Below are 22491 nucleotides of genomic sequence, written 5' to 3' on the forward strand. Positions count from 1 at the left end.
GTCGGGGCTCACGAGTGCCGCGGTGTGCCCGCAGTACTCGCCGTACAGACCTGTGTTCTACGACGAGGAGAGTTTGCATGGCACTGAGTGCCGGAACCAGAAGGACGGTGGCCTGCCTGCTCGTGGGTCTGGGTGCGTTGCTGATCGTCGCCGCGGTGATGATCCCGACCTACACCGTCAGCAAACTGGCGAAAACTCCACTCGATCTCGAGATCACCACCATCGCGACGAACCAGCCGGGCGAAGACAGCCTGGTCCTGGACTCCAAGTCGCTTACCGCACCGGAGGGCGCGGCCAAGATCGACACCAATGTGCCGCTGATTTCCCAGCGGTTCACCACCGTCGAGGAGCCCTCCGACGCCACCCAGATGACCCTCCAGGCCGGTCAGACCCTGCGGCGCATCGATAAGCAGGGCGACACCGGCCTGCTCACCGCGACCGTCGACCGGGTCACCATCGACCGCAAGAGCGGCGAGCCGGTGGCCAAGGACCCCAACGGCTCCATCGCCGTCACGGTGAACAAGGACATGCAGAGCATCGCCGACCCGGTCCAGCACACCGGTCTGCAGTACCGCTTCCCGATCGGCACCGAGAAGAAGACCTACCCGTACTTCGATGTCAATGCGCGTAAGTCCTTCGACGTGAAGTTCCTCGAAGAGTCCGAGATCAACGACATGAAGGTCTACCACTTCCAGATGTCGGTCCCGGTGACCAACATGTGGGACGTGATCCAGGCGCCGACCAACAAGCTGAGCCTGCCCGCATCGAAGTGGGGCCTCGAGGGCGACGACCCGGTCACCATGACCCGCTTCTACACCAACACCCGCGACCTGTGGGTCGAGCCGCAGACCGGCACCGTGATCAAGGGTGGCGAGCAGATCCACCTGTACTACGCGCGCAGCGGCGACCACCCGGACGTCACCGCGCTGAAGTCGCATCTCGTCTTCGACGAGAACACCATCGAATCGCAGATCTCGGTGGCCAAGGAGAACATCGACAAGTTGTCGCTGTACGGCCGTATCATGCCGATCGTGCTCGGCGTGCTCGGTGTCGCCGCCGTGGTCGGCGGTGTGTTCCTCGGGATCCGCGGCGGGGCCGCTCCGGCCGGTGCGGGTCGGCGTGGGCCGGGCCGCGGCGGGGACGATTCTCCGACCGAGCAGATCAGGATCCAGAAGAACCTCTGATCGTTGGTCCGACAACTCGGCTCCCCGGCGTTATGCCGGGGAGCCGAGTTCGTTTTCGGCCCAGAGCTCAGGACGGAGCCTGTGGATATGCGACGGGATGCGACGGCTGATACAGCAGCATCACGCCCGCGCCAGGAATGTCCATATCGATGCAGCGCCCGAAGCCCCGCTCGGCCACCTCACCCACGAATCGCGCCCCACGCTCACTCAATTCCGCCATGGTCTGCTCGATGTCATCACACATCAGCGAAATCTCGTGGCGCGGCGGCCCATCCGCGGGATGCACGCCGAGCTCGCTCGGCCCGGTCCCGAAAATGAGCCAGCCTCCGTGGGCATCGACATTCGGCCAGCCGAGAACGTCACGGAAGAAGGCACGAGCCGCGTCCGGATCCTCCGCGTAGACCAGTGTGTGCACGGCGGTGATCATGCTGGTGATGCTAGGTGAGCGGACGGCGCTACGTGCGTGTCTCGCCGGTACGGCGTGTGCGCTCAGCCGGATGCGCTCGGCGATTTCCCGGAGTCATCGGCGGTACGCAATACGATCACGGCCACGAGCGTCGTGGTAGTGGCCGCGACACCGACCGCGGTGGTGATCAGCGTCGGTACCGACCGGGCGAAGCAGGCCATGAGGACCACCTCGACCGCGAGGCCGAGCCAGGTCAGCGCGGCGAGGGCGGTGCGGTCCACCGCGATCGCCGAAAGCAACGCACCTTGCAGCACGGCAAGTACGGCTCCTTGCAGGGCGAACAACCACAGCAGGCCTTGGATCGGCGCGTAATCCTGTCCCGCGAACAATGGCGCGACGGGTGCGGCCAGGGCCGCGCCCAATACCGCCACGATTCCGATGCCGGACAGCACGGCCAGTGCGTCCCGGATCGCGCGCGCCGAATGCGTCGGCTGCGCCATGCGCGGATAGAGCACTACCCCCACCGCCTGCGGCAGCCAGAACGCGATCTTCGCCGCGATCGCCCCGAGTGCGTACCGGCTCGCATCGGCCTCGTCCAAGACGATCCGCGCGACGATCAGATCCGCCGACGACAATGCCATCAATGCGGCCTGTACCTGCGCCGCCCGCAGTACCGGCAACACACCGACGGATGGCTCACTCACTGCGTCTTCGCGCCGGAATCGCGCGGACTGATCTGCGAAAACATCATGGGAACGCGCACCCGCCGCGGTGTCTTCGCGCCGGGATCGCGTGGCCTCATCCGCGGAAACATCGCGTCCCGGGGATTGCGGCCCCTCGCTGCCGGACCGATCGTCATCCCGAGTTCCCGCTCTGGATGTCGGTTCTTCGTGCAACGGCCGTTCCGCCGCTTGGGTAGTGACTGAAGGAATGCGGGCCGAGCCTGCGGCGGAGCGGGCGAACGCGGCCGCGACGACGATTCCGATGGCGGCGGCCCACAGTGCGGCAGCTGTGCCGCCGCCCGCTGCGAGGACCACCAACGCCGGGACCACACGCGCGACTCCCGCCGCACCCAGGACTACGGCCAAGGCGCGGAAGCGCCTGCTGCCCTGCAAGATTCCTTGTTCACCGGATAACAGCACCAATGCGGGGGCCGCGCCGAGGGCGGCCGCGCAGGCGAGTACTCCGACGTCGAGCACCACCGTCACAACCGGCACCAGAACGGCGGCGACGACAGCGACGATCACCGCGCACCGCCACTGCAATCCGCGCAACACCCCGACACTCGCGCCGCGTACCAGTTCCCTGGCCACCACGTTCTGCAACGCCAGCGCGGGCACCGCACACAACAGCTGCACCGCGAGCAGACTGGCGAATTCGCTGTACCCGGTGACGCCCAACCACCGGCTCGCCAGCATCTGCAGCAGATATCCCGCCACATTGGCCGTCATCGCCCCGGCCGTGACCAACGACAGATCCGCCACGACGGGGAGACGGCGGACGGCAGGCACGCGGCAATCGTCCCACCTCACCACCCCGCACCCCGCAAGCACCCGCCCTCGTGACCTGCATCACCATTTAGATTACACGACATATATGTCGTGTAATCTAAATGCATGACCGAACCGACTCTCGTCCTTGTTCCCTGCTTCTCCGGCGCCCCGTGGGATATCGAGCAACTCACCCCATTGGCCGCGCACCCCATGCGCACGATGCGGCTCCCCGAAGCCGTCGCCGATATGGAGACCTATGCCGATGCCGCGGCCGCGGTGGTCGCGGATCTGAAGGAGTTCGTGTTGATCGGCGATTCCTTCGGCGCGATTATCGCGCTGGCACTGGCCGTCCGCCGACCGCGCGGACTGAAAGGCCTGGTCTTGTCGGGCGGGTTCGCCGCCAATCCGATCTCCTCGCCGGTCCTGAAAACCGCGATGCGCGCCATGGGACGGATGCGCGGAACTCTCTACCGTCAGGTGGCCCTGCGTGCTCATGCCCACAATCTGGCGTCGCCGCATGATCATGAGGGGCAGATCCCGTGGAGCAAGGCCGACAGCCGGAACCTGTTCCTGGACAACACCCCCGCCGAATCCTTCGGCGCCCGTGCGATCGCGGCGCTGAACGCCGACTACACAGACCGACTCGAGCAGGTAGCGGTGCCCACACTGATCCTCACGCCCGCACACGACGTCTTGATCGGCGAAGCGGCGGCGACGGTGCTTCGAGAGGGCATCCCCGACGCCAGGGAAGTCATCCTGGAACGCACCGGCCACATGTTCCGCTTCTCGCACCCGCACACCTACGCGAACGCCATCGCCGAGTTCCTCCGTGACGAGCAGATCAGCAGCCGGGCGCCCATGAATCGCGGGAGCCTGTTACACGACATCTAAAGTGGTAGCCCATGACGTCCACCCGCTCATTCGACCGCGCTCGGCAGGTGCACACCCGTGCGGCCGGCTGAGGAATTGCGCTATCTCATCCTCGCCATTCAGCGGGAGGGAAACCGAAAACTGTCGTCGGAGTTACGACCGTTGGGACTGACTCCATCCCAGGCCGAAGTCCTGCGCGTGCTTGCCGATCATCAACCGCTGACTTTGGCCGGCCTCGGCGACCTGCTGGTTTGCGAAACCGGTGGCAGTCCGAGCCGACTCGTCGACCGACTCGTCGCTATGGACCTGATCGATAAGCAGACCGGCTCAACCGACCGACGCCAGATCACCCTCGGCCTCACCCCCGCTGGACGCCATCTCGCCGCGCAGGTGGCACGGGTGGAAGAGCGCTTGTACGGCGCGATCGACATCGCGACCAGCGGACAACCCATCGACGAGACGCTGCAACTGTTGCGCGGCTTCGCCGCCGACTTTCCCGCAGTGCGGGTGGTCGAACGTCGTGCGGGGCTGCAACGGCGGCATTGAATCGCCGGGTGGGCGATGCGGATAGTCCCGGTAACCGGCGTTCGGTACCGGAGGGTGGCGGTTTGCTCGTCGGTACGTAAGGTGCACAGGCGTGAGTGACAGCCTGGCTCGACGCAAGCAGTGGGCAAGGTTCGTCCCCGCCGTTTACAGCGGATTGCTGGCGGCGGTGATCGCTGGGCCACTGTTGGGGCCGGGCTACCTGCTATTGCGCGATGCGGTGAGCACGCCTCGGTCGTACCTGACGGACTCGGCGCTCGGGCTCGGCGACGCGGCTCCGCGAGCGGTTCCACAGGATGCGATGCTGGCCGCGCTGTCGCCGATCGTCGACGGTGGGCTGATCGTCAAGACGATCCTGCTCGTGGCACTGTGGGCGGCCGGTTATGGGGCGGCAATGCTGGCCAGGGAACTGCTTCGGGTATCGGTCGGGCCGCAATTGGTCGCCGTGACCGTCGCGCTCTGGAACCCATACGTGGCCGAACGGCTGCTCCAAGGGCATTGGAGCCTGCTGACCGGATACGCGGCACTGCCGTGGACCGCACTGGCCGCCTATCGAATTCGACGGGCGGGTGGCTCCGATGCGATGGCAGGCCGTGGCGCGGTCGGTTCCTGGGGCGCCCTGGCCGGATGTTTTGCGGCGGCGGGGCTGACGCCGACCGGCGCTCTCTTGGCAGGCAGCACCGCGGTGGTGCTGGTTGGGCGTCGAAATGTGCTCGGGGCGCTGGTTCTACTGTCGGCGGCGTCCGGTCCCTGGTTGGCGGCGGCTTTGTCGGGTGCCGGGACCGAACCCTCCGACCCGGCCGGAATCGCCGCCTTCGCCGCCCGCGCCGAACCCGCCCTCGGCACACTCGGCGCGCTGGCCGGGCTCGGCGGAATCTGGAACGCCGACGCGGTCCCCGGCTCTCGCACCACCCCCCTCGCCCTGATCGCCACCGCCCTACTCCTTGCGCTCGTAGCCATCGGCATCCGCAGCACCGCCGCGATCAAGACGGTCGCTATCCGGGGCCGCGCCGATGACATCGAATCCGATACCGCCGCCACCGATTCGGCGCCGCCCGACGTCACTGAAATCGGCGCAACCCATGCCGCTTGCGCGGGTGACACCGACCGCGCCGCCGTGCGAGTTCGTCGCGGGCTGCTGGTCTTGGCGGCCTTCGCTGTCGTGCTGCCCGCACTGGGAGCGACATCGTGGGGCATGAGCGGCATGGAGTGGCTTGTCGCTCATGTACCGGGCGCGGGACTGCTGCGGGATACGCAGAAGTATGTCGCGCTTGCCATGCCCGCCTATGCGCTGTGCGCCGCCGCTGGGTGTCGAGCCGTCGCAGCGCGCTTCGCGGCCAAGGCGTCCGTCGGCTCACGGACGCCCGGGATGGCTGTGGCGGCAACGGGATTCATCGCCCTGCTGGTGCTGCCGCTGTTCGATTTGGCTTGGGGCGTCGGTGGCGCGCTGAAGCCGGTGCACTACCCGGTCGGCTGGCAGCGGGTTGCGGAGCGGATCGATGGACCTGGGGATGTTGCGGTGTTGCCCGGCGGGATGTTTCGGAGATTTCCGTACAGCGGCAAGGTGGCGGTGTTGGATCCGGCGCCCCGGATGCTGCCGCGCGATGTATTGCAGACCGGTGAGCTTCCGGTGCACGGACGGACCGTGGCCGGTGAGGGCGCCCGGGCAAGGGAGGTGCAAAGCGCACTGCTGCACGGTGATTCGGCGCAGCGGTTGGGTGAGCTCGGTGTCGGCTGGGTCCTCGTCGAGCGCACCACGCCGGGACCGGTGGGTGAGTCGAAAACCACGCTCGCCCAGCTGGACGAGGTCTACGCCGATTCCCAGCTGGCGCTGTACCGAGTTCCCGACAGCGCCGACCATTTCAAGGAATCGCAGTCCACACACCGTGCAATCGCCTACGCCGCCCACATCCTCTGGGCCGCCCTAGTGGTCGGCGGCCTGCTGCTAGCGGCCGTACTGCGCCAACGCTGACGGCATGTGCACCCGAGCGGGTAGGGCCACAACCGAGCACGGCGGTGCGCACTCACGACCGGATGCTGATCGGCTGGCCTACGACATCGACATCAACGCCACCTGGCTGCTGTGCCGGCCGGCACCAACGCGTTTGGGCAACAGCGGAAGCGAGCAGGATCGCCGGAATTACTCAGACATGGATTCCGGAGCGAATCGAGGTCACGCACGCCCAGGTTTATGGTCATCCGGACTCCCACGCACGCATTGCGCGTCGCCGACGAGTTCGTCGCACGACCGCGGCCGGATCAGGGCCCAGGCGGCATAAGCCCCGAGGTGTACTCCCCGCGCGCCGCGGCCGCGAGCACCGCGTACACCCCGTTCCCGGTCTGCTCCCAAGAGAATTCACGCGCACGGGCGCGAGCCTTCTCCCCCATGACAGCGCGCGCTTGCATGTCATCGATGAGCTCACCGACGGACTCGCAGAGCTGGCTCACATCGTCGACGAGCACCCCGGTCACCCCGTCGACAATGGAATCGGTGAGTCCGCGTGAACTGCGGTAGCCGATCGTCGGTACCCCGTGTTGCGCCGCCTCGATGACCGCGAGGCCCCAGCCCTCCTTGCGGGAGGGCAGCACGTGCACCCAAGCGCGCGCGAGCAATTCGTGTTTGCGCCGCTCGTCGACGTGGCCGTGGAAGGTGACCGCGTCGGCTATGCCGAGGTGGCGGGCGTCGGTCTTCAGGTTGTCCGCCCACCAGCCGTCGCCGATGACATCGAGTCGCAGGCCGGGAATCCGACTCCGTAGTCGCGCGACAACCGCGAGCGCGTCTTCGATCTGCTTGTGCGGCACCAACCGCGAGAGCACCACGATGCGCGGCTCTTCGGTGCGCGTCTCCGCGCAGCCGGTCGGCGCGTCCACTGGAACGGGTTCGGCGCCGTTGCGCACCACCGCGATCCGGGAACCGTCCACCCCCAGCGTGGCAAGTTCCTCGGCCGAGGGCAGCGAAACGGTCAGGTATTGGTTGTGCCGATGCACCCGCGGCGAGAGCCGCGATTCGATCCACCAGCCGATCCGCCCGACGAACCGTCCGGCGACCGGCCACTGCTCCCGATGCCCGTGATGCACCAGCACCACCGACGGTGCCTTCGCCGCCGCCCCCGCGAAGAACGGGATCCCGTTCTGCGTATCGATCACCGCATCGGGCCGCAGACCTCGCAGTGGCCCGATGCCGAGCCGTCCGAGCGTGATAGCGGCCAGCGCCCGCGGATAGACCGAGAACCGCCCGCCCGCCCGGCTGATATCGATGCCGTCGATGCGCTCCCGCTTCGGTGCGCCCGGATATCGCGCGGTGCGCAGGGTTACCTTGACCCCGCGCGCGGCGAGCTGCGCGCCGACCTGTTCCAGGTATCGTTCGCTGCCGCCGCCCTGCGGGTGCCCGGTGTCACGCCAGCACAGCAGGAGGACTTCGCGCACGGTGGAGCTTCTCTCGGTCAGCAGGTCACGGATATCGCCGTACACCCTAACCCGCGCACCTGCCCGACCAGCCTCCACCGCGCCCTTACCAGCAATCGCGCACCGCATGAACAGCAACCGACGCCGCGAGAATTCCCAGCCCAGGCGGGCGGGACTGCGGCGCATTGCCCGCACTATGCGAGACTCTGCGCCGTGCCGACTGCTGAAACCGAGCCAGCCGAGGCCGTGGCGGCCCATGCCCCACGGCGCGCACGAGCCGTGTCCCGGTTCGCGCGGCGGGCGACCTTGCTCCGGTCGCTGCGACTGCTCGGCAGTTTCCGATTCGAGCAGACCGATCCCGCACTGTTCTACGGCGGTCTGGCCGCCGACAGCGCGGCGATGCTCGGCGACTTCTACACAGATATCACCGGACACAGCCTCGATGGCGCGACCATCCTGGATGTCGGCGGCGGTCCCGGCTACTTCGCCGACGAATTCGTCAAGACCGGTGCACGCTACATCCCCGTCGAGCCCGACCCATCGGAGATGCACGCCGCCGGACTCTCGGTAGCGGGCGCGGTCCGCGGGTCCGGTATGGCACTGCCGTTCCGCGATAACGCCGTCGACATCTGCTTCTCGTCGAATGTCGCCGAGCATGTGCCGCAGCCGTGGGTCATGGCCGACGAAATGGTCCGCGTGACCCGTCCGGGCGGCTTGATACTGCTGTCGTACACGGTCTGGCACGGCCCGTTCGGCGGCCACGAAACAGGGCCGTGGCACTACCTCGGTGGTGAGTACGCAGCGCGCCGATACCGCCGCAAGACCGGCCGGGAGCCGAAGAACCGCTTCGGCAAGTCGCTGTTCGCGGTCCGCGCCGCCGACGGGTTGCGTTGGGCGGCAGGCACTTCCGCAGATGTGCGCATCATTTTCCCCCGCTACCACCCGCGTTGGGCCTGGTGGGTGGTTCGCGTACCCGTGTTGCGAGAGTTACTGGTGAGCAATCTGGTGGTTGTGGCCAGCAAGCCGTAGCGCTACTTCTCCAGCCAGCCCCGGCGCCAGCTCCTGCGCCCGCATGCGTTGATCGTGGCCGCCCATGGCGATTCCTGAATGGCCAAACCGACCGTCTCCAGGGTGGTCAGACCGACCTGATCAGCCAGCATTCCGACGACGGCGACCGCCTCGGCGGCCTGCATCGCGGCGGTTGCCTGCTCGATGGTCAGCGTCCGGCCCGGTAGGAAGGAAACCACCCACCCACCTGCGCCGACACTTTTAGCTTGATGCTCGGTCTGGTCGCTGGTCATCAACGACCGACCGATCACTTGCACCGCCATGACTCTGACTCCCCAATTGCGTAATCGGTTCATGAATCGAGCGAGCTGATCAGTAGCTACAGCATGACCGGTGCAGAAACAGAACGCAATAGTGCGTTCTCTGAAAAGCGAACCGACAGGTTGGAATTCGCGCAGTTCAGACCGTCGGCCAGACGGCAAACTGGAACACGTTACAGACAATCGGACCACAAAACTGTAACGTGTTCTCATGCATTACGACAGCCTGTTCATCGGCGGCCGCTGGACCGCGCCCGCCGCCACCGAGCGCCTCCAGGTCATCTCGCCCGCGACGGTCGAGCCGGTGGGCAGCGTCCCGGTGGTCGGTCGCGCCGACGTCGACGCCGCGGTAGCCGCCGCCCGGCACGCCTTCGACAACGGTCCATGGCCCTCCACACCGCCCGCGGAGCGCGCCCAGGTACTCACGCGCGCCGCACGCCTGATCGAGGAGCGTTCGGCGGACCTGCTCGCCACGCTCACCGCGGAAATGGGCGCACCGCAGATGATCGCCATGACGCTCAACCAGATTCCGGCGGTGGCCACGCTCGACGCGTACGCCGGACTGGCCGAGTCCTTCCCCTGGAACGAAACCCGCACCGGCCTGTTCGGCACCGCGCGGGTCTCGCGGGAGCCGCGCGGTGTGGTCGCGGCCGTCACGGCCTGGAATGTCCCGCTGTTTCTCGCGGCCAATAAGCTCGCGCCCGCATTGCTCGCCGGATGCACGGTGGTGCTCAAGCCCGCGCCGCTGACTCCGTTGACCGCCAACAAGATCGGGGAAATCTTCACCGAGGCGGGCCTGCCCGAGGGCGTGCTGTCGATCCTGCCCGCCGAGGCGGATGCCGCGGAATATCTGGTCTCGCATCCGGGCGTCGACAAGGTCACCTTCACCGGCAGCACCGCGGTCGGTCGCAAGATCGGCGCCATTGCGACCGGACAGCTCAAAAGCGTCTCGCTCGAGCTGGGCGGCAAATCAGCGGCAATCCTGCTGCCGGATATGGATATCGCCAATATCCCGGTGCTCGCCTTCTCCGGTCTGATGAACAGCGGCCAGGGTTGCGTCGCGCAGACCCGCATTCTCGCGCCGCGCAGCCGCTACGACGAGATCCTGGAGGCGCTGGTCGAGCACGTGCAGACGCTGAAAACCGGCGATCCCACCGATCCGGCGACGACCTTCGGCCCACTGATCTCCGAACGTCAGCGTGACCGCGTCGAGGGCTATATAGCCAAGGGCAAGGAGGAGGGCGCGCGACTGGTGCTCGGCGGCGGCCGCCCGGCAAATGTGGACCGCGGCTGGTTCGTCGAGCCGACCATCTTCGCCGATGTCGACAACAAGTCGACGATCGCGCAGGAGGAGATTTTCGGCCCGGTCCTGTCGGTCATCCCATACGAGACCGAGGACGAAGCGGTGGCCATCGCAAACGATTCCGTATACGGCCTGGCCGGCTCGGTCTGGACCGCCGATATCGAGCACGGCGCGGAAATTGCGGCGCGGGTGCGTACCGGAACCTACGCGATCAATTGGTATGCATTCGACCCCAGTTCGCCCTTCGGCGGCTACAAGAACTCCGGCCTCGGCCGGGAGAACGGACCAGAGGGTCTGGACGCATTCTGCGAGCAGAAGTCCCTGCTGATGCCGATGGGATGGACTGGGTAGTCAAGCCCCCGGCATAACCACCCGGACTACCGGCTGACGATCCGGTGCGTCGACGATCCTCGGCGCACCGGCGTCGACGATTTCGACCTGCCAACCCGATGGCAGCGCGTCCTGCAAACGTCCGGCAGCGCGCCGCAGCGGTGTGCTCGCGGCCGCCGGCTCGATCTGTGGCACCGCCAGCGGGCCGATTTCCAGATCGGGCCCACCCGTCACCCGACCGCCACCCCTCGAGGAATCGCTTCGCGATGCCGTATTCATCCAACCACCTCTCATGCGTTGATCTCATCGCTGGCCGCAAGGCTCGGATTCGCGAGTCGAAAGGGAAGTAGTTCAGTCGATCTAAGTCACATAGTTAATAATTGGCAATCGATCTGGCGGGTCATGAGACGGAAAACACGCGTAGCATAAGCCCCTCCCGGACAGGCCTCTTATTAATACGAGGCACGTCCGGGCAAATCAACCGTAGCGCACCGACGGCTTCAGATCCGACAATCCGAGAACATCGACCGATCAATACCGCCTGGTACGCCCATTCGCCGACGAGATTTGCTAGCGATGCAGCGACCGGCGATAACCGGCGGGCGTCGTACCGGTGGCCGCGCGCAGATGCACCCGCAGCGCGGTGACGCTACCGAATCCGGACTGTGCCGCAACAACTTCGACGGGCAGTTCGGTAGTCTCCAGCAACTCTCTGGCACGCACGGTGCGCTGCGCCTCCAACCAGCGCCGCGGCGTGGTGCCCACCTCGGCTTTGAATCGGCGGATGAATGTGCGTTCGCTCATCAGCGCATGTCCGGCAAGCGCCGAAACATCCGGCACCGCAGCCGGATTCGCCGCCGCCCAGGCCATGGTCGCGGCCAGCGCGCCCGGGAAGTCATTGCCGCCCAAGGCATCCGGAATGTATTGCGCCTGACCGCCCTCGCGGTGCGGTGGTGTCACATTCCAGCGGGCCAGATCGGCCGCTACACCCGCACCCAGCTCTCGACGCACGATATGCAGACACAGGTCCATTCCCGCGGACAATCCCGCCGAGGTGAGCACGTCACCGTCGTCCACGTAAAGCGCGGCGGGGTCGAGCTTTACCGTTGGGAACAGTGCGGCGAATTCATCGCAATACGCCCAGTGGGTGGTGGCGGGCCGCCCGTCCAGGAGTCCGGCCCGCGCCAGGATGAACGCGCCGACACAAATGCTCACCATGGTCGCGCCGCGCTCCGACGCGGCCCGCAGCGCATCGAGCACCTCCTCGGCCGGCGGCAGCGTGGGCAACCCGATTCCCGGAAGCACCACGATGTCGGCGCTCGCCAACGCCTCGAGCCCCTCATCGACCCGGAGTTCGAAACCGTTCGGGGTCCACACCGGACCCGGCCGCACTCCACAGGTCCGCATCTCGAACCCCACCGGCTCCCCGGCCTTGCCCGGCCCGTGGCGGAATGCCTGGACCGCGCAGGCCAGGTCGTAGGTCATGACGCCGTCCAGCGCCAGCGCGACTACCTGCTGCACGCCCTCAGTTTGGCATGAATCCGAGCGTCCGGGGGAAACCCTGCCATCAGCTGCGCACCGCGAGGGTGCGGCACCCGCCTCGTGCAGTTGTCGATCAGATACCCCGGCGCCTCGGCCAACGCAATAGGCGCTGGCTTTCGCGCACCGAGAGATTACTGGCGCTGGCGATCGTGGCGGCGCTGGGCGGCCATGACCTCGACCGTGTGCTGACGGATCCAACCGAGGAACTGGTGCAGCGATTCGGTGAGTCCATGGCCGAGTTCGGTGAGTTCGTAGCTGACTCGCGGTGGCGTGGTGGGCTCGACGGTGCGCGCGATCAGCCCGTCGCGACCGAGCGTGCGCAACGTCTGCGACAGCATCTTCTCGCTGATACCACCGATTTTGGCGTGCAACTCGGAGAACCGTAGCGGCCCGTCGGTCAGCGCGGTCAGGATCAGCATGCCCCAGCGGCTCGTAATGTGGTCGAGCACCTCGCGTGCCGGACACTCACTGTTGAATGCGTCACTCATGCCCTGCCAGGTAGTGGGCTCGACCTGCGAACGTACCGCCATTTCTGGAGCTTACCTGAAGGTATGTCCTTACCATGAGTAAGCCCGGCCGCCTACGCTGCCGCCATGGTCACAGTTGTTTTCGGAGCCAGAGGCAATGTCGGTCGCCACGTGGTGGAGGGCCTGATTTCGAGAGGGGAACAGGTCCGTTCGACGAGCAGGGAACCCGCCACCGCAGGCTTCCCGCCGGGCGCGGAGGTCGTCGCAGCCGATCTCGAGCAGCCCGAAACGCTGCCCGCCGCACTCGAAGGCGCGCAGCGCGTTTTCCTCTACGCCAAGCCCGAGGGGATCGACGGATTCGTGGCAGCCGCCGAAGCTGCCGGAGTAAGGCACGTGGTGTTCCTATCGTCGGGCGCCGTGGTGCAGAGCAATGCGTCGAGCAATCCAATTGCCTTGATGCACAGCGTCATCGAGTCCGCCATCGAGAAGTCCGATCTGAATTGGACCTTCATCCGTCCCGGCATGTTCGCCACGAACGCCCTCTGGTGGTGGCAGCATTCCATCCGGGACGAGGGCGTCGTCCGGATGCCGTATCCCGACGCCAGGACCGCACCCATCCACGAGAAGGATCTGGCGGCACTCCCCGTGACCGCGCTGACCGAGCCCGGTCACCACGGCCAGGCCTACACCGTATGGGGCGCCGAGTCACTGACCCTGCGCGAGCAGGTGCGACAGATCGGCGTGGCCATCGATCGTGAAATCGCCTTCGAGGTGATTTCCGACGAGCAGGCCCGCGTGGAACTGGGCAAGACCATGCCGGAGATCGGCGTCGAGGCCGTCCTGGCCGGATGGCAGGCAGGCGTCACCGAACCACCGCAGGTATCGACGATCGTCGAAGACATCACCGGCCGCCCCGCCCACACCTTCGCCCAGTGGGCACAAGATCACGCTCTCGACTTCCGCTGACCTATCAAGATCAGATGGAACTGACGGCGGCGGCTTCTCGGGCGTTTTGCCGCCGCTGTTTCCACGTGATCGCCTGGCCAGTGCGAACCCTTGGCTGGTGATGTTGGCGGGAATCCGAGGGTTACTGGCGTTTGCGCCACTCGTCGGTGGGGGGCTGGGGGGCTTCACTGAGAGCGAGACGTGTTCGAGGAGAAGGAGAGCGATGTGGGTGCGCCGGTGGGGATGGATTGGGAATGGGCGAGGCGTACCGGTGGGGCGCTTTCCAGTGGTCAGCGGAGGCAGCTGACTGCCAAGCTTGTTGTGGGCGCGCCCCGGCTCGTTGCCGGGCAGGCCGCGTTGGCACTCGGGAGAGGCGGGAGCGGGCGGGTGGATTTCGCGGAACTCCGACTGCCCGATTCGAAGCTGGCCAAGGCCGCGGAAGAGGAAGCGCGGGAATGCCTTTCGGTGCACGTGTTGGAGCACTCATATCGGAGTTATTTCTTCGGGCGCGCGCTCGCTGAATTCGACGGCACGAAATACGACGACGAGCTGGCCTACGTCTCCTGCCTACTGCACGATTTGCAGCTCGAACATCCAACGCCCGGAAGGTGTTTCGCGGTGACCGGGGCCGAGCGCGCCGTCGGATTCGTCCTCGGCGCAGGTGCGACACCGGAGCAGGCGGAGACGGTCGGCGCCGCGATCGCCGCACATCTCACCATCGGGGTGGCCGACAACGTCGACGATCTCGGCCTCGTTTCCGCCGGCGCGGCCGTGGACGTGTTCGGGGCACGAATGTCCGATCTCGACCCGCGCTGGGTCGAGGAACTGCTGCGTCGTCATCCACGGCACAACTTCAAACAGCACGTGACCGAAGCGTTTACGAACGAGGCGGCCGCGGTGCCCGACGGCCGCGCCCGATGGCTCATACGAACCGCGGGCTTCCGTCAACTGATCGCCCGCGCCCCGTTCTCCGAATAGCACTCCGCCACAAACGAAACCGCCCGCACCATCGCGAGACAGTGCGGGCGTGTCCAGTTTCGGCGATTACTCAGCCACAACGGAGCGAGTCTTACGAGCGACGTTCGCGGCCCGTCTCGCATCCGAGTGGCCGAAGCGCATGCGACGAAGTCGCGAGTCTCGGCCGCTCGGATGCGAACCGCCTGTCGCCCACCGCCACCCTCATCTGGAGGCGACACGCTGACATGCCGGACGGCGCATAGCCACAAACGAAACCGCCCGCACCGTCGCGAGACAGTGCGGGCGGTGTCCAGTTTCGGCGATTACTCAGCCACAACGGAGCGAGTCTTACGAGCGACGTTCGCGGCCCGTCTCGCATCCGAGTGGCCGAAGCGCATGCGACGAAGTCGCGAGTCTCGGCCGCTCGGAAGCGAGACACCAGGGGGCCGCGAACACGCAGCGCCGCAGGCGCTGCAATTAGACAGAGCCCAAGCGCTCCTTCAGCGCCTCGAACTCGTCGCGCACGCCGGAGGGCAGCTTGTCGCCGACGAATTCGAACCACTCCTCGATGAGCGGGATCTCCTTGCGCCATTCGTCGGCATCGACGGCGAGTGCCTCGTCGACATCGACCGGGTCGACATTCAGACCCTCGAGGTCCATCTGGGCGGCGGTGGGCACATTGCCGATCGCGGTGGGCTCGGCCTGCGCCGAACCCTCGATGCGGCCGACGATCCACTCCAGCACGCGGGAGTTCTCACCGAATCCGGGCCACAGGAAGCGGCCGTCGCCACCGCGACGGAACCAGTTGACGTAGAAGATCTTCGGCAGCTTGTTCGCATCGGCGTTCTTGCCGACATTGATCCAGTGGTTCAGGTAGTCACCGACGTGGTAGCCGATGAACGGCAGCATCGCCATCGGGTCGCGGCGCACGGTGCCGACCTTGCCCTCGGCGGCGGCGGTCTGCTCGGACGACAGGGTCGCGCCCATGAAGACGCCGTGCTGCCAGTCGAAGGATTCGGTCACCAGCGGAACCGTGGTCTTGCGGCGGCCGCCGAACAGAATGGCCGAGATCGGCACACCCTGCGGGTCGTCCCATTCGGGGGCCAGGATCGGGCACTGCGACATCGGCGTGCAGTACCGGGAGTTCGGGTGCGCGGCAAGGGTTTCGGTCTCCCGCAGGTACCAGTCGTTGCCCTTCCAGTCGATCAGGTGATCGGGCTCGCCCTCCAGGCCCTCCCACCACACGTCGTTGTGATCGGTCAGCGCGACGTTGGTGTAGACGGTGTTGCCCGCCTCCATGGTGGCCATGGCATTGGGGTTGGAGCTGTAGTTGGTGCCCGGCGCGACGCCGAAGAATCCGAACTCCGGATTCACCGCGTACAGGCGGCCGTCCTTGCCGAACCGCATCCAGGCGATGTCGTCGCCCAGGGTCTCCGCGCGCCAGCCGGGAATCGTCGGCTGGATCATCGCGAGGTTGGTCTTACCGCAGGCGCTCGGGAACGCCGCGGCGATGTAGTACGCCTTGTCCTCGGGGGAGATCAGCTTGAGGATCAGCATGTGCTCGGCCAGCCAGCCCTCGTCGTGGGCCATGGCCGAGGCGATGCGTAGCGAGTAGCACTTCTTGCCGAGCAGCGCATTGCCGCCGTAGCCGGAGCCGTAGCTCCAGATCTCGCGATCCTCGGGGAAATGGGTGATGTACTTGGTGTCGTTGCACGGCCACGGCACATCGGCCTGGCCGTCGGCCAGCGGGGCGCCGACGGAGTGCAGGGCCTTCACGAACGGCTTGTCGGTGCCGAGCTTCTCCAGCGCGGCGGTGCCCATCCGGGTCATCACGCGCATCGAGACCACGACGTATTCGGAGTCGGTGAGCTCCACGCCCAGCTTGGGGTCCTCGGCGCCGAGCGGGCCCATGCAGAACGGCACCACGTACATGGTGCGGCCCTTCATCGAGCCGCGGTACAGCTCGGTCATGGTGGCGCGCATCTCGGTGGGGTCGACCCAGTTGTTGGTGGGGCCCGCGTCGGCCTCGGTCTTCGAACAGATGTAGGTGCGGGATTCGACCCGCGCCACATCGGAGGGGTCGGAGAGGGCGAGGAACGAGTTCGGCTTCTTGTCCTCGTTGAGCTTCTGGAAGGTGCCCGCCGCAACGAGCTGAGCGGTCAGCCGATCCCACTCTTCGTCGGAACCGTCCGCCCAGACCACTCGCTCTGGCTGAGTGAGTTCTGCGACGTCCTGTACCCAGGCGAGTAGTTCGCTGTGCTCGGTCGGCTGCTTGCCGTCGGAATCGCGAAGACCAGGAATGGTCGCTGAGGTCATGAAAACTCTCCTGAGATGGGCGGTTCAAGGTGTTTCCGCCTGGACTGACCCATGACCAGCGCGAACACACCGAGCGCCACCGTTGGCGGGAAGGCACCCGCTACGACCAGTCGAAAGCGCGTCATGGCTGGACCGCGTACAAGGACGAAGCGGACGCCCAGGTTCCTGCTTAAGAGGTTAACGCGATGTGACGACCAGTACGGAATCGGGTTCCCCAGGAGTACCCACTAAGTTACCTAGTCAAAAGAAGTCCGATATCGGTCGAGTATGGCGATATCGCGTTCGCAGGCGGCGAGCTGTCCCGGTTGCTCGGCCGCGGCACGGCGCAGTCTGGCCTCCAATTCGGCCACCTGACGGTCGATTTCGACGATTCGCTCGGTGCTCGCGCGCATGACGCGGTCCGATAGCGCGGTCTCCGATTCCACCAGCGCGGTGGCGACCCGCTGCTCCAAATGGGCCTTCACATTGACCAGCGCGTCCGAGACCCATTGACGGAGGTGGGCACGGTCGGCGACCTGGCCGCGGGCCCGCACCACCCAGGCCGCCGCACCCGCTCCGAGCAGCAGCGTCACGGGCAGGACCGCGAAATTGAGGGCTTGCACGAGGGAGAACGGGGCGACCAGTAGGCGGCCGATGCCGACCCCAGCGGACGCACCCAGCGCGATCATGAGGTGATCTTCGACACCTCGGTGCCGCGGCTCCGGATCCGGACCGACACGCGGGGCCGGATCGCGCCACCGCGGTGGCATGCCGCGGTCGTGTTCCGGTGCTGCGCCGACTCGGTCGGTGAGCTCGGACAGCCGCTGGTCGATGGTGCCGTCCACGACGTTGGTCAGTTCGTTGACCGCCTGCTGTAGGCGTTCGGGGTAGCCGCCGAATTCGGCGCGGCGCAAACGGTCGAGTTCGCCCCGGGCGGCGGCGTGCAGCGCGCGGACCCGGGCCCCGACTTCGGTCATCAGATCGACCCTGGCCAGATGCAGCTGGCTGCGCAGGGTGGACATGGCGGTGGCGCGGCCGCCGTCACGTCCGGCGAGCAGCACGGCGCGTTCCTCGCGCCACTGGATCGGTTCCGCGCCGGAGCGCAGCACCGAAACCTGTTCGGCGACCCGTCGGCGGGTATCGGTCAACACGCGCGTGGTGACCGCGGCGACCCGGTCGTCGGATTCGGCGCCGGCCGTGGCCGCCGCGAGTTCCGCATGCAGCGCGCCGAGTCCGGAGCGATCGAGCAGACCCGCATCGCCAGCCGATCGGCCCGCCACCGCGAGCCGCGCCGATACCGGCACGATCTCCAGATCGTCGATGCCCTGGGCGGCGAGCAGTTCGAGGTTGTGCGCCTGCACCGCGCGCCAGTCCTGATAGGCGTGGATACCGTTCATGGCGAGCAGGACCCGGGTGCCGTCGGCGCGCAAGCGCTGCACCACGTGCACAGTGTCCGCGCCGAGGGCGCTACCCGCGTCCAACAGCATGAGCGCGACCGCCGACGGCGCATTACCCGACGGCGACGTGGTCTCCACCGCCGCGCTCGCATCGGGCACCGGATCCGAGAGCGGGATCCGCGGCTCGAACCGAGCCAGTTCGGTGCGCAACAGGCTCGTATTGGCGTCATCGGGCCCGATCAGCGACACCGCCGACGCCACCACCCCCGTCCCCCGCACCGCGCGCAACAGCGCGGTCCCCTGTGGATTCCACCGCGCGATGACCGCCTCGACCTCTGGAGTCAGCGAGCCCTGCTCGGGTGCGGATCGGCGTGGAGCAGTGGCGGATTCATCACGCTCGGGCGCACCCGAGGCCGACGGCTCCATGCCCCCGGAACTCGGCTGTTCAGAGTCCGGCACTGCTCATCCGTTCCCATAGCCGGATGTAGCCGTTGTGCACGCGGAGGGCGGCGCGGCGAGCCGCAGGGGACATATCGCTGGAGACCACCGCGCGCCAGCGGGCGGCGCGGGCCAGGGCGTCATCGGCATCGGACGGCGCGGGTGCGCGATATCCGGCGGCCAGGTGGGCGACCTGCGGGTAGGCGAGGCCCGCGCAGAGGCCGAGCCAGAGGGCATCGTCGCCGAAGAGGTAGTCCTCCAGCACGTCCCGTGCGTTCGCGCCGTCGGCCGGGACGGCGCGGGCGGCGAGACGGGCCAGTTCGTCGAGGAGTTCGCCGCCGCGCAGTGCGCAGACCTGTTCATAGCGGCGGTGCAATAAGCGGTGCAGCGGATCGATACCGCTGGCCGCGTGCATGATCTGCAGCAGTGCGTGCGGACCCAGTTCGGGGTCTTGCCGCAACGCCGACAGCGCGCAGGTCACGCCGTACAGATCCCAACGCTGCAGCAGTTCTTCGCGCTCGGCGACATCCGGTCCGGCCGATGCCGCGACGAACAGGTCGGGCGAAAGCGTGAGCGCCGGATCCGCGGTTTCGGCCAGGCGACGCAGCGTGGCCATATCGGCCTCGCTCACCGCACCGGCCCTGGTGCGCACGGCCAGCGAGGCGACCACCGGCAGCGTGACCGTCCCGAGTCCGCCGCTGTACTGCTCGGCGGCGGCGACCGCATCACCCCACCTGGATCCGATGGCATCGGCCTTGTTCAGCACCGCGACCGTGCGCTCCGGCGGCAGGTCCGACAGAATCCGCCGGTCCGCGGGCTGTGGCGCACCGGAGAGCACGTAGACGATGATGTCGGCGTCGAGTTCGGGATCGGCGACGCCCGGTTCGTCGATCGGCGCCGTCTCCACCGCCGACATCAATGCCAGCGCGTGCAGCACGGTGGTCCGCCCGGTATGCGCCCGCCCGGTCACCTGAATGCGCGGCGGCCGACGCCACCGCGCGATGGCGGTCCCCACCTGGCCCACGATCCGCGGATCGGCACCCGAGCGCAGCGTCGCGAGCAGGTGGTCGAGTTGGTCCAGTTCCCGTGCGGGTCCGCCCGGTCTGATCCGGGGCCCGTCGGATTCGGTAGCTGTCGGCAAAGCTTCGCACCCCCTTTTCGGTGCGCCATTCTTGCAGACATACCGGGCGGACGGGCCATAGCGACCGCTTGCAGGCCGCTCGAAGGGGTCAGCTGCCGCTGAAGTATTTGTTCGCGGTCCGCACGGCCCAGTTCGGCGCGTATTTCGCGGCGGCCGCCAGTACCTTTGCCTGCGCGCCGATTTCGTAGTGCACCCGCGGCAGCCGCCCGCGCTTGCGGGTCGCGTCCCAGATCCCGTGCGCGACATCCTCGGCGGTCAGACGCACGCCGAGCGATTTGGTCGTACCGGTTTCGACTCCGTCCACCATCGCGGTGGCCACGAACAGCGGCCACACCGCGATCACTCGGATATCGTGGCGCTCCCATTCGAGATCCAGTGCCTCGGTGAGGTTTTTGACCGCGGACTTGGTCGCACCGTAGCTGGCGAGTTCGGGTTGACCGTAGATCGCCGACGCCGAGCACAGATTCACCACCTGAGCACCGGGCGTATCGCGCAGATAGCTGAACGCGGCATGCGTACCCGCTATGACCCCGCCGAGATTGACCTCGATGATTGTCTGGTGTGTGGCCAGATCGATCGATTCGAACGAACCCGCGCGCAGGATGCCCGCATTGTTGACGAGGATGTCGAGCCGGTTCTCGTCACCGTTGAACTCCGCGAGACGCTCGGTCCAGTGAGTGTCGTTCGTCACATCCAGCACCCCGGTGCGCACACTGCCGTCGGCGGCGTGGATATCGGCCGCGAGCCTGGTCAGCCCCACCTCATCGATATCGTATGCACCGACGTGATACCCCTGTGCTGCGAAAAGTAGGGCCGTGGCCCGGCCGATCCCCGCCGCCGCGCCGGTGATGAACACAGTCGGTCTGCTCATGCGCGCAGTCTAGTGCGGGGGCAAGCCCCCTACCTCGGGGTTCCCACAGATGCCATGGTCACTTAATCTGGCGGGATGGTCGGCACCATAGTCGGTGCGCAGCTTCGTTTTTCGAACGCGGCAGCCGACCAGGCGGAATCCGTTCCGCTGGTCTCGATGAGGAGGTTGCCGTGACCGTCGATGTCATCGGTGTCGAGCCGGACGCGTCCGGCGATCGGAAGCCGCTGCTACCCAGTAGCGATCCATTCCTCCGTCCACCGAAGGGTTTCGCGGCCCGGCCGGCCGGGACCATCCTGCGCAGCCGTCGCGTCGAACTCGCACTGTTCGGTCTCGTACCGCAGCAGGTCTCGGCCTGGCAGCTGCTCTACCGCAGCTGTGACATGCACGGCGCCCCGGAAGCGGCGGTCACCACGGTGCTGCTGCCGCTCGACGCCGACCCGAACGAAGACCGCCCGCTGCTGGCCTTCCAGACCGCCATGGACGCGGTCACCGAGCGATGTTCCCCCTCCTACGCACTGCGTCGCGGTTCCCACGCACTCGGCTCGGTCACCCAACTCGAATGGATGCTGGTGGCCAACGCGCTGCGCCGGGGCTGGGCGGTGAGCATCGCCGATCACGAGGGCCCGCACGGGAATTTCGGCGCGCCGCGCGAGCCCGGTTACCGCGGACTCGACGGGATCCGCGCGGCGCTGCGCTTCGCGCCGCTGGGCCTGCGCCCCGATACCCGGATCGCGGTCTGGGGTTATTCCGGCGGCGGTATGGCCAGTTCGTGGTTGGTCGAGATGGCGCCGACCTACGCTCCGGAGCTCGATATCGTCGGCGCGGTACTGGGCGCGCCGGTCGGCGATCCCGGCCAGGTATTCACCCGACTCAACGGCGGGCATTACGCCGGGCTGCCCACGATCGTGATCGCGGCGCTACGCAGGCTCTACCCGGCACTGGCCGAGGTATTCGACAGCGATTGCGATGCCGAGGGTCTGCGACTCATCGAACGCGCCGAACGGTCGACACCGTTCGCGGCGGTTCTCGGGCTCGTCAAAAGAGATGTCGGCCACCATCTGAGCCGTCCGCTCGCCGAGGTGCTCGCCGCGCCCGATATGCAGGCCATGCTCGACGACCTGCGGCTCGGTCACTCCATCCCGACCTGCCCGCTGCTGGTGTTGCAGCCGGTGCACGATCAGATCATCCATATGGACGGCGTCGACGGCCAGGTCGAGCGGTATCGCCGCGGCGGCGCACAGGTCACCTATGTGCGCGACCGGCTCAGCGAGCACTTCTCCCTGCTTCCGCTGGCCACGCCGATCAGCCTGGATTGGCTGAGCGATCGGCTCGCGGGAAAACCGGTGCGCGAAGTCGGCGACAGCACGGTGTGGTCGGTCGCCGCCTCGCCCACGGGTGTGCGCGGACTGTGGGAGATGCTCGGCACCGCGGTCAAGGTGGCGCTGGGCAAGCCGCTGCGTCAGGAGACCGAGCCCGCCGCTCGAATCCCCCGCGTACGCGCCGCATAACCGTTCGCCTCAGGTGACCCGCAAGCGATCCGCTACGACCGCTTGCTGCCCGCATCCTGCGATGCTGG

General features: G+C 67.1%; 20 protein-coding genes. 9 read left to right on the plus strand and 11 right to left on the minus strand.

Annotated elements, in window-relative coordinates; all coding sequences use genetic code 11:
• Positions 1–77: 77 nt before the first annotated feature.
• The gene (locus ACQPYR_RS41855) at positions 78–1184 is read left to right on the plus strand and encodes a DUF3068 domain-containing protein (protein WP_433625478.1); all 1107 of its coding nucleotides are present in this window, start codon (positions 78–80) and stop codon (positions 1182–1184) included.
• A gap of 67 nt (positions 1185–1251) precedes the next feature.
• On the opposite strand, the gene ACQPYR_RS41860 is transcribed toward ACQPYR_RS41855, so the two are convergent.
• Positions 1252–1611 (minus strand): VOC family protein, encoded by a 360-nt coding sequence (locus ACQPYR_RS41860; RefSeq protein ID WP_433625480.1) that lies wholly within the window; start codon positions 1609–1611, stop codon positions 1252–1254.
• Between the two features lie 62 nt (positions 1612–1673).
• A complete protein-coding gene (locus ACQPYR_RS41865) occupies positions 1674–3101 on the minus strand; it encodes a polysaccharide biosynthesis protein (RefSeq protein WP_433625481.1) in 1428 nt (475 codons plus the stop codon).
• Between the two features lie 105 nt (positions 3102–3206).
• Here ACQPYR_RS41865 and ACQPYR_RS41870 point away from each other — a divergent pair, with 105 nt between their 5' ends.
• The 3 genes from ACQPYR_RS41870 (at position 3207) to ACQPYR_RS41880 (ending at position 6468) form a co-directional block, all read left to right on the plus strand.
• Positions 3207–3974 (plus strand): alpha/beta fold hydrolase, encoded by a 768-nt coding sequence (locus tag ACQPYR_RS41870; RefSeq protein WP_433625483.1) that lies wholly within the window; start codon positions 3207–3209, stop codon positions 3972–3974.
• 57 nt (positions 3975–4031) lie between these two features.
• Positions 4032–4499 (plus strand): MarR family winged helix-turn-helix transcriptional regulator, encoded by a 468-nt coding sequence (locus ACQPYR_RS41875; protein ID WP_433625485.1) that lies wholly within the window; start codon positions 4032–4034, stop codon positions 4497–4499.
• 91 nt (positions 4500–4590) lie between these two features.
• Complete coding sequence (locus tag ACQPYR_RS41880) at positions 4591–6468, plus strand: hypothetical protein (protein ID WP_433625488.1); 1878 nt, start codon at positions 4591–4593, stop codon at positions 6466–6468.
• Positions 6469–6755: 287 nt separating this feature from the next.
• Here ACQPYR_RS41880 and ACQPYR_RS41885 read toward each other — a convergent pair whose 3' ends face one another.
• Entirely contained in the window at positions 6756–7922 is a 1167-nt protein-coding gene (locus ACQPYR_RS41885; RefSeq protein WP_433635398.1) for a glycosyltransferase family 4 protein, read from the minus strand.
• Between the two features lie 225 nt (positions 7923–8147).
• Between ACQPYR_RS41885 and ACQPYR_RS41890 the strand changes: the two genes are divergently transcribed.
• Positions 8148–8930: a class I SAM-dependent methyltransferase gene (locus ACQPYR_RS41890; RefSeq protein WP_433635399.1), complete on the plus strand. Its 783-nt coding sequence runs from the start codon at positions 8148–8150 to the stop codon at positions 8928–8930.
• Positions 8931–8932: 2 nt separating this feature from the next.
• Here ACQPYR_RS41890 and ACQPYR_RS41895 read toward each other — a convergent pair whose 3' ends face one another.
• Positions 8933–9232, minus strand: coding sequence for a hypothetical protein (locus ACQPYR_RS41895; RefSeq protein ID WP_063046404.1), 300 nt, complete (start codon positions 9230–9232; stop codon positions 8933–8935).
• A gap of 208 nt (positions 9233–9440) precedes the next feature.
• Here ACQPYR_RS41895 and ACQPYR_RS41900 point away from each other — a divergent pair, with 208 nt between their 5' ends.
• On the plus strand, positions 9441–10883 hold the full coding sequence (locus tag ACQPYR_RS41900; protein ID WP_433625491.1) for an aldehyde dehydrogenase: 1443 nt from the start codon (positions 9441–9443) through the stop codon (positions 10881–10883).
• Here ACQPYR_RS41900 and ACQPYR_RS41905 read toward each other — a convergent pair whose 3' ends face one another.
• The 3 genes from ACQPYR_RS41905 to ACQPYR_RS41915 all read right to left on the minus strand — a co-directional run bounded on the left by ACQPYR_RS41905 (position 10884) and on the right by ACQPYR_RS41915 (position 12934).
• Complete coding sequence (locus ACQPYR_RS41905; RefSeq protein WP_433625494.1) at positions 10884–11141, minus strand: hypothetical protein; 258 nt, start codon at positions 11139–11141, stop codon at positions 10884–10886.
• Between the two features lie 291 nt (positions 11142–11432).
• The gene (locus tag ACQPYR_RS41910) at positions 11433–12383 is read right to left on the minus strand and encodes a GlxA family transcriptional regulator (protein WP_433625497.1); all 951 of its coding nucleotides are present in this window, start codon (positions 12381–12383) and stop codon (positions 11433–11435) included.
• Between the two features lie 152 nt (positions 12384–12535).
• Positions 12536–12934: a winged helix-turn-helix transcriptional regulator gene (locus ACQPYR_RS41915; RefSeq protein WP_387286680.1), complete on the minus strand. Its 399-nt coding sequence runs from the start codon at positions 12932–12934 to the stop codon at positions 12536–12538.
• A 63-nt stretch (positions 12935–12997) separates the two neighbouring features.
• Between ACQPYR_RS41915 and ACQPYR_RS41920 the strand changes: the two genes are divergently transcribed.
• Both ACQPYR_RS41920 and ACQPYR_RS41925 read left to right on the plus strand, forming a co-directional pair.
• Entirely contained in the window at positions 12998–13837 is an 840-nt protein-coding gene (locus tag ACQPYR_RS41920; protein ID WP_433625500.1) for an NAD(P)H-binding protein, read from the plus strand.
• Positions 13838–14059: 222 nt separating this feature from the next.
• Positions 14060–14794, plus strand: a complete 735-nt coding sequence (locus ACQPYR_RS41925) for a phosphohydrolase (protein ID WP_433635400.1) — start codon at positions 14060–14062, stop codon at positions 14792–14794.
• A gap of 456 nt (positions 14795–15250) precedes the next feature.
• Here the strand turns inward: ACQPYR_RS41925 and ACQPYR_RS41930 are convergent, their stop codons facing one another.
• The 4 genes from ACQPYR_RS41930 to ACQPYR_RS41945 all read right to left on the minus strand — a co-directional run bounded on the left by ACQPYR_RS41930 (position 15251) and on the right by ACQPYR_RS41945 (position 20915).
• Positions 15251–17089, minus strand: coding sequence for a phosphoenolpyruvate carboxykinase (GTP) (locus ACQPYR_RS41930; RefSeq protein WP_433625503.1), 1839 nt, complete (start codon positions 17087–17089; stop codon positions 15251–15253).
• A gap of 236 nt (positions 17090–17325) precedes the next feature.
• Positions 17326–18924, minus strand: coding sequence for a hypothetical protein (locus ACQPYR_RS41935; RefSeq protein WP_433625506.1), 1599 nt, complete (start codon positions 18922–18924; stop codon positions 17326–17328).
• Complete coding sequence (locus tag ACQPYR_RS41940) at positions 18911–20044, minus strand: hypothetical protein (RefSeq protein WP_433625508.1); 1134 nt, start codon at positions 20042–20044, stop codon at positions 18911–18913. The genes ACQPYR_RS41935 and ACQPYR_RS41940 overlap by 14 nt, the downstream gene beginning before the upstream one ends.
• 88 nt (positions 20045–20132) lie before the next feature.
• Positions 20133–20915, minus strand: coding sequence for an SDR family oxidoreductase (locus ACQPYR_RS41945; RefSeq protein ID WP_433625511.1), 783 nt, complete (start codon positions 20913–20915; stop codon positions 20133–20135).
• A gap of 170 nt (positions 20916–21085) precedes the next feature.
• Between ACQPYR_RS41945 and ACQPYR_RS41950 the strand changes: the two genes are divergently transcribed.
• On the plus strand, positions 21086–22423 hold the full coding sequence (locus ACQPYR_RS41950; RefSeq protein ID WP_433625513.1) for a lipase family protein: 1338 nt from the start codon (positions 21086–21088) through the stop codon (positions 22421–22423).
• Positions 22424–22491 lie beyond the last annotated feature (68 nt).

Origin of the sequence: Nocardia sp. CA-120079 (genome assembly GCF_050955745.1) — a bacterium.
Classification (GTDB): Bacteria; Actinomycetota; Actinomycetes; order Mycobacteriales; family Mycobacteriaceae; genus Nocardia.

What these genes read in the sequence shown, in the direction of transcription:
- ACQPYR_RS41895 (WP_063046404.1), bottom strand. Translation starts at nt 9,232, where the DNA reads ATGGCGGTGCAAGTGATCGGTCGGTCGTTGATGACCAGCGACCAGACC.
- ACQPYR_RS41925 (WP_433635400.1), top strand. Translation starts at nt 14,060, where the DNA reads ATGGATTGGGAATGGGCGAGGCGTACCGGTGGGGCGCTTTCCAGTGGT.
- ACQPYR_RS41920 (WP_433625500.1), top strand. Translation starts at nt 12,998, where the DNA reads ATGGTCACAGTTGTTTTCGGAGCCAGAGGCAATGTCGGTCGCCACGTG.
- ACQPYR_RS41900 (WP_433625491.1), top strand. Translation starts at nt 9,441, where the DNA reads ATGCATTACGACAGCCTGTTCATCGGCGGCCGCTGGACCGCGCCCGCC.
- ACQPYR_RS41945 (WP_433625511.1), bottom strand. Translation starts at nt 20,915, where the DNA reads ATGAGCAGACCGACTGTGTTCATCACCGGCGCGGCGGCGGGGATCGGC.
- ACQPYR_RS41905 (WP_433625494.1), bottom strand. Translation starts at nt 11,141, where the DNA reads ATGAATACGGCATCGCGAAGCGATTCCTCGAGGGGTGGCGGTCGGGTG.
- ACQPYR_RS41915 (WP_387286680.1), bottom strand. Translation starts at nt 12,934, where the DNA reads ATGGCGGTACGTTCGCAGGTCGAGCCCACTACCTGGCAGGGCATGAGT.
- ACQPYR_RS41860 (WP_433625480.1), bottom strand. Translation starts at nt 1,611, where the DNA reads ATGATCACCGCCGTGCACACACTGGTCTACGCGGAGGATCCGGACGCG.
- ACQPYR_RS41930 (WP_433625503.1), bottom strand. Translation starts at nt 17,089, where the DNA reads ATGACCTCAGCGACCATTCCTGGTCTTCGCGATTCCGACGGCAAGCAG.
- ACQPYR_RS41870 (WP_433625483.1), top strand. Translation starts at nt 3,207, where the DNA reads ATGACCGAACCGACTCTCGTCCTTGTTCCCTGCTTCTCCGGCGCCCCG.
- ACQPYR_RS41855 (WP_433625478.1), top strand. Translation starts at nt 78, where the DNA reads ATGGCACTGAGTGCCGGAACCAGAAGGACGGTGGCCTGCCTGCTCGTG.